This is a genomic window from Pseudarthrobacter sp. NBSH8, from assembly GCF_014217545.1.
Classification (GTDB): Bacteria; Actinomycetota; Actinomycetes; order Actinomycetales; family Micrococcaceae; genus Arthrobacter.
The window spans coordinates 364,765-378,078 of the sequence record NZ_CP043178.1 but is presented as its reverse complement, the minus strand read 5'-3'; the positions used below and the strand labels follow the sequence as shown (position 1 = coordinate 378,078).

Annotated in this window: 10 protein-coding genes and 1 pseudogene; 4 read left to right on the top strand and 7 right to left on the bottom strand. The window is 65.3% G+C overall.

All coding sequences use genetic code 11. The annotated features are described in order from the left end of the window. Positions 1-38 precede the first annotated feature (38 nt). Complete coding sequence (locus FYJ92_RS01690) at positions 39-2,474, top strand: ATP-dependent DNA ligase (protein WP_185262329.1); 2,436 nt, start codon at positions 39-41, stop codon at positions 2,472-2,474. Between the two features lie 159 nt (positions 2,475-2,633). Here the strand turns inward: FYJ92_RS01690 and FYJ92_RS01685 are convergent, their stop codons facing one another. Together FYJ92_RS01685 and FYJ92_RS01680 are read right to left on the bottom strand one after the other, a co-directional pair. Beyond that, entirely contained in the window at positions 2,634-2,894 is a 261-nt protein-coding gene (locus FYJ92_RS01685; protein WP_185262328.1) for a hypothetical protein, read from the bottom strand. A 70-nt stretch (positions 2,895-2,964) separates the two neighbouring features. After that, positions 2,965-3,177, bottom strand: coding sequence for a hypothetical protein (locus tag FYJ92_RS01680; protein WP_185262327.1), 213 nt, complete (start codon positions 3,175-3,177; stop codon positions 2,965-2,967). A gap of 501 nt (positions 3,178-3,678) precedes the next feature. Between FYJ92_RS01680 and FYJ92_RS01675 the strand changes: the two genes are divergently transcribed. Continuing rightward, complete coding sequence (locus FYJ92_RS01675) at positions 3,679-5,277, top strand: MFS transporter (RefSeq protein WP_185262326.1); 1,599 nt, start codon at positions 3,679-3,681, stop codon at positions 5,275-5,277. A gap of 234 nt (positions 5,278-5,511) precedes the next feature. Beyond that, on the top strand, positions 5,512-6,579 hold the full coding sequence (locus tag FYJ92_RS01670) for an FUSC family protein (RefSeq protein WP_185263617.1): 1,068 nt from the start codon (positions 5,512-5,514) through the stop codon (positions 6,577-6,579). On the opposite strand, the gene FYJ92_RS01665 is transcribed toward FYJ92_RS01670, so the two are convergent. Then, a complete protein-coding gene (locus FYJ92_RS01665; protein ID WP_185262325.1) occupies positions 6,545-7,312 on the bottom strand; it encodes an SDR family oxidoreductase in 768 nt (255 codons plus the stop codon). The two genes, FYJ92_RS01670 and FYJ92_RS01665, sit on opposite strands and share 35 nt — an antisense overlap. Positions 7,313-7,361: 49 nt before the next feature. Here FYJ92_RS01665 and FYJ92_RS18880 point away from each other — a divergent pair. Beyond that, positions 7,362-7,559, top strand: a pseudogene (locus FYJ92_RS18880) (DUF6596 domain-containing protein); the annotation flags it as partial. Between the two features lie 110 nt (positions 7,560-7,669). Here FYJ92_RS18880 and FYJ92_RS01660 read toward each other — a convergent pair. The 4 genes from FYJ92_RS01660 to FYJ92_RS01645 are packed head-to-tail and all read right to left on the bottom strand — an operon-like array spanning position 7,670 to position 13,165. Then, positions 7,670-9,508, bottom strand: coding sequence for an IucA/IucC family siderophore biosynthesis protein (locus FYJ92_RS01660; RefSeq protein ID WP_185263616.1), 1,839 nt, complete (start codon positions 9,506-9,508; stop codon positions 7,670-7,672). Positions 9,509-9,540: 32 nt separating this feature from the next. Continuing rightward, positions 9,541-10,134 (bottom strand): GNAT family N-acetyltransferase, encoded by a 594-nt coding sequence (locus FYJ92_RS01655; protein ID WP_185262324.1) that lies wholly within the window; start codon positions 10,132-10,134, stop codon positions 9,541-9,543. After that, entirely contained in the window at positions 10,131-11,513 is a 1,383-nt protein-coding gene (locus FYJ92_RS01650) for a lysine N(6)-hydroxylase/L-ornithine N(5)-oxygenase family protein (protein ID WP_185262323.1), read from the bottom strand. The genes FYJ92_RS01655 and FYJ92_RS01650 overlap by 4 nt, the downstream gene beginning before the upstream one ends. Continuing rightward, on the bottom strand, positions 11,510-13,165 hold the full coding sequence (locus FYJ92_RS01645; RefSeq protein WP_185263615.1) for a pyridoxal-dependent decarboxylase: 1,656 nt from the start codon (positions 13,163-13,165) through the stop codon (positions 11,510-11,512). Before FYJ92_RS01645 ends, FYJ92_RS01650 begins: the two co-directional genes overlap by 4 nt. Positions 13,166-13,314 lie beyond the last annotated feature (149 nt).

Here is a 13,314-nt window from a genome sequence, read left to right as displayed (position 1 = left end):
CTCAAGTGAACATCACGCGGGGCCGGAGGTGAAGACCCATGGCCGGCCCTAAAGAGCGGGTCAGGGTGGCCGGCCGGGAGCTGACCCTCACCAACTTGGACAAAATCATCTACCCGGAGACCGGCACCACCAAGGCCGACGTCCTGGCCTACTACGCCGCTGTGGCCCATGTCCTGATCCCGGCAGCGGCCAACAGGCCCGCCACCCGCAAGCGGTGGGTCAACGGCGTGGGCTCCGCTGGACAGCCCGGCGAGGTGTTTTTCCAAAAGAACCTGGAGGATTCAGCGCCCGGCTGGCTCCCCCGCGCCGCCATCACACATAAGGACCGGACCATCTACTACCCGATGGTGAACGATCCCGCCACGCTCACCTGGTTCGGCCAGATCAATTCGCTGGAAATCCACGTCCCCCAGTGGCAGGTGGACTCGCACGGCAAGCAGCTCAATCCGGACCGCCTGGTCCTTGACCTCGATCCCGGCGACGGCGCAGGGCTTGAGGAATGCGCCGAGGTTGCCAGGCTGGCCCGCGCCATCCTGCAGGACGTGGGCCTGGAACCCGTGCCGGTGACCAGCGGCAGCAAGGGCATCCACCTCTATGCCGGCCTTGACGGCACGCAGACCTCCGATCAGATCTCGGACTTTGCCCACGAACTGGCCCGCGCACTGGAAGCGGACCACCCGAATCTCGCCGTCAGCGACATGAAAAAGACGCTGCGCAAAGGCAAAGTACTCGTGGACTGGAGCCAGAACAGCGCCGCCAAAACCACCATCGTGCCGTACTCCCTGCGCGGCCGGCTCACCCCCACCGTGGCTGCCCCGCGGACCTGGCAGGAGATCGGCTCCCCCAAGCTGCAGCACCTGGACTACGACGCCGTGCTGCGCCGGGTGGAGGCGGGCAAGGACCCGTTCGCCGCCGTCGGCCGCGGTGCCGGGCACCCGGGGGACGCCGGGAACCCTGGCCCCCCGGACGGGAAGACGGACGACGGCGGCGCGCACGCCCGGCTGGAGCGGTACCGGTCGATGCGGGACCCGGATGGGACGCCTGAGCCGTTCTCCGGCACCTCCGGAAACGGGGACACCTTCGTGATCCAGGAGCACCATGCGAGCAGGCTCCATTTCGATTTCCGGCTGGAGCACGAGGGTGTGCTGGTGTCGTGGGCCCTGCCGAAGGGAGTTCCGGAATCCGGCGGGAAGAACCACCTGGCGGTCCAGACCGAAGACCACCCCCTGGACTACGCCACGTTTGAGGGCACCATTCCCAAAGGCCAATACGGCGCCGGGGAGGTCACTATCTGGGACCATGGCACGTACGAACTGGAGAAATGGATCAACGGCCGAGAGGTCATCGCCACCCTGACCGGCGCAGAGGGCGGGGGCCTGGGCGGCACCAGGAAGTTCGCCCTCATCCACACCGGCCGCGGGCAGGGCAGGGAAACTGAAGGGCAATGGCTCATCCACCTGATGGACAAGGACCACCACACATTCCATCCGCGGCTGGCCCACGTGGAGGATGAACCGGCGGAGGAATTCAGTCCCATGATGGCAACGTCCGGGACCGCCGCCGACCTTCACGGCAGCGATTGGCAGTTTGAACTGAAGTGGGACGGCGTGCGGGCCCTGCTGGTCGCGGACGAAAAGAAGGTCCGGATCTTCAGCCGCAACGGCATCGACGTCACCGCAACCTACCCGGAGCTGACGGACCGGTCCTGCTGGCCGGCGGGGCCGTTTGTTGCCGATGGTGAGATCATCGCCGTCGGGCCTTCGGGGAAGCCCGACTTCGGGCTGCTTCAGGGGCGCATGAAGCTGACCCGGCCCGGCGACGTCGCCAAGGCCCGCGCAGCCATCCCGGTCCGGCTGATGCTCTTTGACCTGCTGTACGACGGTGGCGAGGACCTTCGCCGGCTGCCGCTCGTCAAGCGGCGGCAGCGCCTTGAGCAGTTTTATCGGCCTTCGGACTGCCCGGTGGAGCTGTCTCCGGTCCTGGACGAAAGGATCGAGCACATTCTGGAAAGTGCGCAGGAGCTGGGGCTTGAGGGTGTCATGGCGAAGCGGACCGACAGCCGCTACGTCAGCGGGCGGCGGACCCGGACGTGGATCAAGATCAAGTTGCACCAGACCCAGGAAGTTGTGGTGGGTGGCTGGCGGGCGGGCAAGGGCGGGCGGCAGAGCTCGGTAGGGTCGCTGCTCGTGGGCATCCCCGACGGCAACAAGCTGCGCTACGTTGGCCGGGTGGGCAGCGGGTTCAGCACCCGGGAACTGGAAGGACTCCGGCAGAAGGTGGACGATCTGGCCCGCAAGACGTCACCGTTCGACGACGTTCCCAGCGAGGATGCCTCGGACGCTCACTGGGTCACGCCGCGCCTGGTCGGCGAGGTGACCTTCGGGGAATGGACGGGCAGCGGAAAGCTCAGGCATCCGGTGTGGCGGGGCTGGCGGCTGGACAAGAGAGCTGACGAAGTGGTGCCGGAGGCCTAGCGACGCGCCATGGTGCTGCTGACCTGGCGACGCGAAAATTCGTCCAGGACTCGCAAAATCGCCCGGGACACACAAAAGGTCTGGCGACGCCCGAATTCGGGTGTCGCCAGACCTTTTGTGTGTCGTCAGGTCAGATGCGCGTCGGCTCCGCAGGTGTTCCTAGGACGAGTGCGGCATCTGCGGGCGGCCAGTGCGGTGCACGGCCGTGACTGCAGCTTCCTGGCCCATGCGGCCGTGGCCTGTACCCCGCTCTTTGGGGTGCCGCCGCTTGCCGTTGCCGTCCGGCCACTGGCGTTCGCCGGCCATCGCGGTAGTCACCGCAATGGTGGCCGGGTCCGGCGTGGACGGGGTGTCCATGGCTGCCGCGAGATGACCCGCGACCTCCGGTTCGATCTTTGATCCAGCATGATTTTCAGCCATTTTTCTTCCCTTCGCAATGAAATGAAGTGGTTACCAATAGTAGGTCTGGCGTGCTGTCCCGGCGCTGGAATTACCAGCGGACCTTCTTTTCCGCCGGGCCCTGCTTGCCGCTGGCGTGGGTGGGCTTGTGGCTCTTGCCGACGCTCTGCAGTCCGGCGTCGCCGCCCCGGGATTTGCTGGCGAGCATGGCCCGCTGCGCTTCGGTGAGCCCGGCCCGGATGCCCTTGGCGTCGGCGTCGTCCAGTGCGGAGTCGGGCTGGCTGGGAGTGTTGTTTTCAGTCATTTGGTGGACCCTTTCTGAGGAGAATCAGTGTGTCTGACGAGATCAGCTGGACGGGGCCTGTGGTACCAGGCCGCAGGCGTCCGCCTACTCAAAAATCAGTGTTCCCATGGCTCAACAATAGGCAGTTTCAGGCTCGGTTGTGAACCCCCGGTTTCCGGCCCGTACATGGGGCGGGATGGTGGTCCGCAGGGCAGCCGGGGCAGCGGTCCGGATGGCCGTGGCGGCTGTCACTTTCCGGCGCGAATCAGGGGAAAAATGGCCTAAAAAATGCGTCGTGAACAAAAAGATTCCATAACGGTGGCCCCGAACCGCCCGAATCCCAATGATGACGGGGCGAGACCCGCCAAAAAAATCCCTGGAAACCGGTGGAAACGCTCTCTAAGGAGGGCACTTTACGGTACAAAACTCTCATTTGCCATGGAATTCGCGTAAAATTGAAGGCCTGCCCGGAGCGGGGCAGCTACCAGTCGCAAGCAAATGACCTCCACAGGAGCCGCCCAAATGCCCACAGACCGAAGCACGACCGACTCTTCAGCAGGCATGAACAACGCCAGCAGAACCAACAATGAACCAGCCAAGGGCGCACTACCAAGCGTGCCTAAACCGAACATCCTTGCGCGTCGCCGACTCAAAGAGTCCGACGTGAATGTTGTAAACCGGCCCATGCTGAAAAAAGCGCTCGGCGGAACCATCGTTGGAAACACCATGGAGTGGTACGACGTCGGTGTATTCGGCTACCTGATCACCACCATGGGACCTGTGTTCCTGCCGGAGTCAGATCCATCAACCCAGACGCTGTTCCTGCTTGGCACCTTCGCTGCCACCTTCATTGCCCGCCCGCTGGGCGGCGTCATCTTCGGGTGGCTGGGCGACAAGGTGGGCCGCCAGAAGATTCTGGCAACCACCCTGATGATCATGGCCGCCAGCACTTTCGGCATCGGCCTGCTGCCGGGCTTCGCGCAAATCGGTCTCTGGGCCGCTGCGCTGCTGGTAATCCTGAAGCTGGTGCAAGGCTTCTCCACCGGCGGTGAGTACGCCGGTGCCACCACCTTTGTGAGCGAATACGCCCCGGATAAGCGCCGCGGATTCTTCGCAAGCTTCCTGGACCTGGGCAGCTACATGGGCTTTGCCCTCGGCGCGGCGCTGGTTTCTGTCCTCCAGCTGACCCTTGGCCAGTCAGCCATGGAGGAATGGGGCTGGCGGATTCCATTCCTCATCGCCGGCCCGCTGGGCCTTATCGCCATCTACTTCCGCAGCAAGATCGAGGAATCGCCTCAGTTCCAGGCAACCCTGGACGCCCAGGAAGAGCTGGCTAAGAACGCAACAAACGGCGACGCCGCTGCGGTTAAGGGTCCGGTGGGGATCGTCAAGGCGTACTGGCGGCCCATCATCGTTGCCATGGTGCTGGTGGCCGCAGCCAACACTGCCGGTTACGCGTTGACCTCCTATATGCCGACTTACCTCACCCAGTCCATGGGCTACGACGAAGTTCACGGAACGCTGCTGACAATCCCCGTCCTGGTGATCATGGCCTTGTGCATCCCACTGACCGGCAAGCTGTCCGACCGCATCGGCCGCCGACCAGTGCTCTGGATCGGCGCCCTGAGCACGGTGGCCTTCTCGGTCCCGGCCTTTACGCTCATCGGAATCGGCGAAGTCTGGTCCACGCTGGCAGGGTTGTCCCTGATCGCGTTCCCCGTGACGTTCTACGTGGCAAACCTCGCGTCGGCCCTGCCGGCCCAATTCCCCACCTCGAGCCGCTACGGCGCGATGGGCATCTCCTACAACTTCTCCGTGGCCATCTTCGGCGGAACCACGCCCTTCATTGTTGCAGCGCTCATCAAGGCAACCGGCGATGACATGATGCCGGCGTACTACCTGATGGGAACGTCTGCGATCGGGGCAGTGGCGATCTACTTCCTAAAAGAATCCGCTAACAGGCCGCTGCCCGGCTCCATGCCCAGCGTGGATACGCAGGCAGAGGCCAGGGAACTGGTTGCAACCCAGGACGAGAACCTGCTGATCGACCTGGACGAGATGCCGTTCGAAACCCAGGACATCAAGGACGCCTCAACTTCCAAGGTTCCGGCCGGAGCCTAAGAGACACAGCAAAACACCAAACCGGCCTACCCGGGCCGTCCTGCAGCCCGCGCCTGAAGGCCCGTCCCCGCACGTTTTCCCTGGGTGGAAGCACGCAGGACGGGCCTTTAGCCGGGCCAGCCCGGCTAGCCCCAAGCGACGCCCTGTGACCGGGCTAATGGTCCCCATTCCGGCCTTCTGCTAATTTTCAAACACGGGTCTGATTGATAGGTGGTGTTGGCTGTGCGCAGAGTCATGGCCCATGCCCGCTCGCTGCATGCGCTGGGCCCGGCCAACAACGACCGGCTCTCGGCCGTACGGGTTGCCCTCAGCGTGGCACTTCCCTCCTTGGTACTCCTGGCCATCGGCCGCCCAGAGCTGACTATGTACGCAGTGTTCGGCGCCCTGACCGGCATGTACGGACGCTCGGAATCCCATCAACTGCGCCTCAAGCACCAGGCCCAGGCGGCAGTGGTCCTGATCAGCGGCATCACGGTGGGCGTATTCCTTTCCCTCAACCACATCCACTCCTGGTGGCTGGTGCTGGTAGAGGCTGTGCTGGCCGGAGTCGGGTCCCTGTTCTCCGACAGGGTGCAGCTCAAGCCGAACGGACCGTTCTTCGGCATCCTGGCACTAGGCGCCTGCGCCTCGGTTCCGACGAACGTGCCGTTCCTGACGGCCGTGCTGATCGGTGCAGCCTCGGCTGCATTCTCAATCCTTGTGGGCTTCGCTGGCTGGCTGCGGGTTCGGACCTGGCAAGCGGGCGCCATGCGGGACGTTCCGCGTCTCAGCGGCGAACTCCGTCAGGCCGCGCTGGTGCACGCAGCCCGCTATGTCCTGGCCGTCGGTGCCGCCGGCGCCTGCGGAGTGCTGAGCGGCAGCGGCCACCCGCACTGGGCCATGGCCGCGGCCGCCGTCCCGCTTGCCGGAGCCGACCTGCCCAGCCGCGTCCACCGCGGGATCCACCGCATCGTGGGGACGTTCGTCGGTTTGGCGCTGGTCGCCGTCGTACTTTTCCCTGGTCCGCTGTCGCCGCTGCAATATTTCCCCGGCCACACCGCCGCCGTGCTGGCGCTGCTGGTGATCGCATTCCAGTTCCCCACCGAGCTGTTCATGGCGCGGCACTACGGCTGGGCCATGGCCTTCTTCACGCCGGTGATCCTGCTCATGACGCAGCTTGCCGCGCCCGCGGACCCGGGCCTGCTGGTAACCGAACGCGCGGTGGAGACTTTTGTGGGCGCGGTGATCGGTATCGCGGTGGTGGTTGCGGTCCGCGCACCGCGGAAGACTACTGTTTCGGGCGTCGCGGCGGCCCGGACGTAAGCCGCGCCGGCAGCAATCGCGAGATGGCCGCCACCAGTTTGTAGCGTTTGGTGGGGATCGAAACGCCCTTCCCGCTAACGTTGTCCGCCAGCCCGTCCCGGACCACCCAGTCCGCCCGCAGCCACATCCAGTGCGGCGCGACCGATTTGTCCATGCCCATGCGGTCATGGAATTCGGTGTGCGTAAATCCGGGGCAAAGTGCCGTGACATGCACGCCTCTTGGTCCATAGGCAATGTTGGCCCAGCGGCTGAAGCTGACCTGCCAGGCTTTCGCAGCCGAGTAGCTGCCGCGGTTGGCAAAAGCCGCCACGCTGGCCACGTTGATGATTCGGCCGGAATGCCGCTCCAGCATCCCCTGCAGGGCGGCATGGCAAAGCACCATGGGGGTCTCAACGTGCAGGCGCAGGTGCCGTTTCTCGTCGTCCAAGGAATTGTTTTCGAAGGAATGCAGCAGCCCGATCCCCGCGTTGTTCACCAGGACTTCAACCGGCCGCGCAGCGTCCGTGAGCCGCCCGACGACGGCGGCCACTCCGGCGTCGTCCGTCAGGTCAGCGGGCAGCACCTCAGCCGAGACGCTGTAATCACGCTCGAGTTCATCAGCGATCTGCTGGAGGCGGGCGGCGTCGCGGGCCACCAGCACCATGTGGTGGCCTTCCTGCGCAAGCTGGCGGGCGAACTCCGCACCCAGCCCTGCCGTTGCACCTGTTACGAGCGCTGTGGTTGGTGTCTCCATGCGCCCAGACTAACCGTGTTATTCCGTAGTCCGTAGCGTTTTCCTCCTGGCCCGGCTCGACGCGTCCGGCCGCCCGGTACTTCTGGAGGACCAGGACCGACGGCGGTGGGATCTGTCCGCGATCCAGCGCGGACGTGCAGCGCAGGTGCGGGGAGCGGGTTCCGGACGCGGGCTGGGTGCTTACGGTCTCCAGGCGTCCATCGCCGAGTGCCATGCCGTGGCTCCGTCGGTTGCCGAAACGGACTGGAGCTGGTGGAGGCGATCGCCGCGCGCGGCGACCTGGCGGGTTGGCACCTGCTCCCCGCGGTCCGGAGCGCAAGGTGGACGAGCTCGGCTGACCCCGGGCTGGGCCCTGGTCTAAGCGAACCTGGCGAGCGGGTTGGCGAGCCGGCCCGCCATCTGCAGCCCGCCGGACGGGTCGGTGAGGTCAAGCATCTGCTGGTTGTTCCGCAGCTGCAGCCGGTTCAGGCACGACAGTTCGAAGTCCGCGGCGAACAGGTCGTGGCGGGCGAACTGGTCCGCGAGCTCCGGGTTCTCCGCCTGGTAGTCCTGGATAAGCCGGGCGGCAGTGCCCCAGAACTCCTCCTCACTGAGTTTGCCGTCCTCCACCAGGAGGGCACCGAGGAAACGGAAGATGCAGTCGAACACATCCGTGAAGATCGCCAGGACCTTTTCGGTGTCGGGAATGTCCACCTGGATCCGTGACACCTCCTCGGGCAGGTCCAGCCGGCGCCCCATCACCACGATTTCCTCGGCGATGTCCTTCATAACCGCCCGCACTGGGACGCCGTCCTTCAGCACCAGGATCACGTTCTCGCCGTGCGGCATAAAGGCGAGTTCGTACCGGTAGAGGCAGTGGACCAGCGGGACGAGGTAAGCCTCGAAGTAGCGGCGCAGCCATTCGACCGGTTCCAGTCCGGAGCGCTCGATCAGGGCAGACACCATCGGCTTGCCGGCCGAATCGACGTGCAACAGGGACGCCATGGTGGCCAGCTGCTGGCCGTCCTCCAGCAGAGGGAGCGGACTTTCCCTCCACAGCGCAGACAGCATCTTCCCGTAGGGCGAGCCGTTGGCGGACGCGGCCTCGTAGTAGCTGTTGTGGTAGCCGATCGCCGCGATCTCGCTGATCATGGCCAGGCCGCGCTTCTGCAGGGCTGCGTCTGACCGGATCAGGTCCTGCAGCCAGTCATTGATGGCCGGGGTGGCCTTCATGTACTGGGGCGAAAGTCCGCGCATAAAGCCCATGTTCAGGACGGACATCGCTGTCTTGACGTAGCTCTTGGCGGGCGCGGCTGTATTGAAGAACGTGCGGATGGACTGCTGGGCCTGGTAGCTGTCAGTCCCCGTCCTCAGGTGGATGATGTGCTGCTGGGCGATCTCGGCAGCGAACGTGACGGTGAGCTTGTTCTCCCACTGCCAGGGATGCACCGGCATCAGGAAGTACTGCGCGGGGTCCACACCCTGTGCTGCGAATTCGGCGTCAAACGACTGCAGCGCGGCGGCGCCGAGCTCGGCCTCCAGGTGGGCGCGGTAGTCCAGCCCAGCGCTGGACGTGAAGACAGCCTTGCTGCGGTGGACCCCGATCCACTCCAGGCTGACGGAGGCTCCGGTCTCCGGCGCGAACGCCCGGTAGTCGCTGACACCGAAGCCCAGCCGGCCGTTGTTGGCCACAAAACACGGGTGGCCCTCCGTCATGCTGCGTTCGATGGCCTGGAAGTCGGCTGCGGGGTCGGTGCCGCCGGTGACTCCTGCCACGAGCTCTTCAGCGGATGGCTGTCCCAGCCACTGCTTGTAGGAGTGTCCGGCCAGCGTGCTGCTGATCTCTTCCAGGTAGACCGGGAGCATCTCCTCGCGGATGCCCAGGGTGTCCCTGAACTCGGTGATGAAGCGCAGCGCGTCCGGGGCGGCATCCTCGCCGCCGCGCGTGCAGCGGATGGATGCTGCGTCCACCGACCAATGCTCCAGTTCCAGCACGCGGGCGGTGAACGAGTACGCGGTTGAGCCGTCGTCGCTGCGCACCGCGTATACCGCGGGCTCTTCCGCACCTGTGGCGCCCCCGCTGGAGCTCAGGCGCTGCGGCTCCAGGATGCGTTCGTGCAGGAATTCGGCGAGCGCCTTGCGGACCAGATGGCGGTTGGCCGTAGCCCAGCGCTCGGGCGCGAGGTGGGGAACGGTGTTGGCGGTGGTTCCCGCCATTGCGGCGATGGTTGGGTTCAGCTCGATAGTAGTCACAGTGGTGCTCCCTGGTGGATCGGGGCGGAAAGTTCATGGGAAGGGTCTTGGGTGTGGCGCAGGGCTGCGCGGGCGGCGAGGTAGTCCTGGCGCGTGCAGAAGCTGAGCAGCGCTTCCTTGTCCGGCAGGTTGACTACCCCCGACGGCTGGAAGCCGAGCCGCTCGTTGAGCACATGGATCTTGGAGTTCCTAGCGTCCGGTTCCACCACCACGCGTTCCACGCCTGGCTTTTCGAACAGCCGCTCCAGCACGGCGTCCATCACCGCGGCCGTGTACCCCGGCTTGGGGTCTCCCGACGGCGGTGCCACCAGCAGGTGCATGCCGATGTCGCCCTCCTGCACGGCATAGACCGCGGCCAGAGGCGAGGCGGCCGGAAGGTATTCCTCCATCAGGAAGGCGGGGACGCCGTCGTCGTTGATCCCCAGCAAGGCATGGTGATGCCCCGTTGCCTGGATTCTCGAGTATTCCTCCACAACGCCGTCAACTGTGGAGGACAGCATCCCCCAGAACGACGCGTACGGCTGGGTCACCCAGCTGTGGAGGAGGGGTGCGTCTGCAACGGCGTCAGCACAGCGGAACGTGAAGCTCACGCGGGCACCTCCGCAGCCTGGAACGGAGCCGGCACAGCGATTGGGCCGGGCCGGGGCGGTCCGAACTGCTGGAACGCGATGCTGCGTTCCACGGGATAGACCTCGCGGCCGGTGATCTCACGCAGGATGCACGAGTTGCGATAGGCGGCCATGCCGAGGTCCGGGGTGACAAAGCCGTGCGTGTGCAGTTCGGCGTTCTGGACGAATATTTCGCCGGGTTCCACGCCGGTGCCGTAGTTGCGTGCCACGGCGAACCGGCCGGCGGTGTCCCTGGCGATCCGATTCTGGATGCCCGCCAGGAAGTCCGGCTCCCGGTAGGTGTAGCCGGTGGCCAGGACCACTGCTTCGCTGTCCAGAACATAATCCGAACCCTGCTCCTCGTGCCGGAGCTGCAGCGTGTGGGCGCCTGCCGCGGGATCCCACGCGGCGTCGGTGAGCGATGAGTGCGTCAGCAGCTGGGTGTCCACCATGCCGGAGAGGCTCTTGGTGTACAGGAGGTCGTAGATGGCATCGATCAGCTCGGAGTTGATGCCCTTGTACAGGTTTTTCTGGCTCTTGATCAGGCCGTCACGCTGGTCCTGAGGCAGCCCATGGAAGTAATCCACGTACTCCGGCGAGGTCATCTCCAGGGTGAGCTTGGTGTATTCCAGCGGGAAGAAACGCCCGGACCGGGTGACCCAGTTCAGCTGGTAGCCGTAGGTGTCCATGTCCTGCAGGAGCTCGTAGTAGATTTCCGCGGCACTCTGGCCGCTGCCCACGAGGGTGATGCTGCGTTTGGCCTGCAGTTCACTCTTCCTCGACAGGTAGTCGGCGTTGTGGAGGACAAGCCCCCCGCCGCCACCAACAGCAGACCCGACTATTCCGTCACAGGACGCCGGCACGTACGGCGACGTGCCTGTGCCCAGCACCAGCCGCCGGGCCAGCAGCACCTCGGGCCCCTCCGGGCCTTCCACCGAAAGGCGGTACACGGCGGCGTCGTACGTTATATCCAGCACGGCTGTGCTAAAACGGACGGACCGCAGCTGGCCGGCCACCCACTGGCAGTACTGGTTGTACTCCGCGCGCAGCGGATAGACGTTTTCTCGGATATAGAACCGGTAGAGCCGGCCGGTCTGCTTGAGGAAATTCAGGAACGAATACGGCGAGGTGGGGTCGGCCAGCGTCACCAGGTCCGCCATAAACGGCACCTGGAGATGCGCCGGCTCCAGCATCATGCCGGGGTGCCAGTCGAAGGATTCCCGCTGCTCCAGGAAGACGCCGTCCAGCCCGTCCACCGGCTCACTGAGGGCGGCAAGGCCCAGGTTGAAGGGCCCGACGCCGATCCCGGCGAAGTCGAAAATGCGCGTTTCTGCAGAAGCGCTAAAGTCCGGGGTGCTCATGCGGACACCACGCTGGTGCTGGGGCTAACACCGTCGCCGTCCAGCAGTTGCGCACCGGTGCGGCGCAGCAGTTCGATGATCTCGCTGATGTCCTCGAGGGTTGCTTCGGCGTTGAGGAGGGTGAACTTCAGGTAGTGCCTGCCGGCCACCTTGGTGCCAGCCACCACGGCCTGCCCGGACGCGAAGACCGCTGCGCGGATGGCCAGGCTGAGGGTGTCGGCCGCGTCCTCGGAAAGCCGCCCGTGAGCGTCGGTGAGGCCGACATCGGCAAAACCGGCGCCGGCAAGGGCAGCAGCACCGGACACAGTTCCGGCCACCCGGGGCCGGTACCGGAACACCAGCGTGCTGAGCTGCGGGTCGGCGGCGAGCTCAAAGTCGCCGTCGGCCGCCAGCACGGATCCCACCCGGGCGGCGAGATCGATCGCTTCATCAAACAGGGCGCCAATGGCATCAGCGCCCATGATGCGCAGGGTCAGCCACAGCTTGAGCGCGTCAAAGCGCCGGGTGGTCTGGATACTCTTGTCCACCTGGTTGGGGATCTCGGCCTGCGCGGCGCTTTCAGGGTTCAGGTAGTCCGCGTAGTAGGTGACGTGCTGGAGCATCGCTCGGTCGCGGACCAGCAGGGCGCTGGAGCTGACGGGCTGGAAGAACGTTTTGTGGAAGTCAACGGTGACGGAATCGGCCAGCCGGGTCCCGTCCAGCAGGTGGCAGTAACGGCCGGAAACCATCAGCCCGCCGCCGTAAGCTGCGTCAATGTGGAACCAGGCACCGTAGGCGCGGGCCAGGGCGGCGAGGTCCGCCAGCGGGTCCACCGCACCGAAGTCGGTGGTCCCGGCGGTGGCCACAACCGCCATCGGAATCAGCCCGGCGTCGTGCGTTTCCGCCATGGACTCGGCGAGCGCGGCCGGGTCCATCTTGTGGTCAGCGGCGCACGGGACGGAGATGACGGCGTCGAAGCCCATGCCCAGCATGGACGCGGACTTCTGGATGCTGAAGTGGCTGTCCGCGGACGTGAAAATGCGCAGCTTTTCCAGCATGGCGGGCAGCCGGAGTCCGGCGTTGGCCGGCTCCTGCCGCAGCCCCGCAACGGCGTGGTTGCGCGCAATCAGAAGTGCCTGCAGGTTGGACTGGCTGCCGCCGGAGGTGAATACGCCATCGGCTGCAGCCCCCAGCTGCAGCCTTTCGGCGGTCCAGTCGATGAGCCGGCGCTCGATCATGGTGGCCCCGGCGCTCTGGTCCCAGGTGTCCATCGAGGAGTTCACCGCGGACAGGATGGCCTCCCCCACCAGTGCCGGGATCACCACCGGGCAGTTCAGGTGGGCTGCGTACTTCGCGTCGTGGAAGTAGTTGGCGTCCCGGAGGTACACGGCCTCCAGCTCTTCCAGCGCCGCGGCTGTGTCCGGGAGCGGCTGGTCCAGGTCCACGGCGCCGATGCGCGCCTTCATTTCGGCAGGCCCGACGCCGGAGAACGGCCGGGTGGTGCGGTCCAGCTTGGTGGCCACGGCGTTGACGCCCTGCAGCACCTGCGCCACGTACCGGCTGGAGTTCCTGGTGTTGAACAGATGGTTGGTGGCAACGAGGGCCAGCTCCACCCGGGAACCGAAATCCTGCCCGGGCAGGGTTTCGCTCACCCGATTTTCATCCACGTCCATCTCATCAACACGGGGCAGCAGCGGCACAGTGGTCATCCTTAGTTCGACGTTGCGGATTGTCTTTAGCAAGGTAAGCCTTACTTAGGTACACCTTTTCGTCAAACTTTAGTGACTTATTTATCTGAAGCTGCGTGAATACGGGCGTTCGT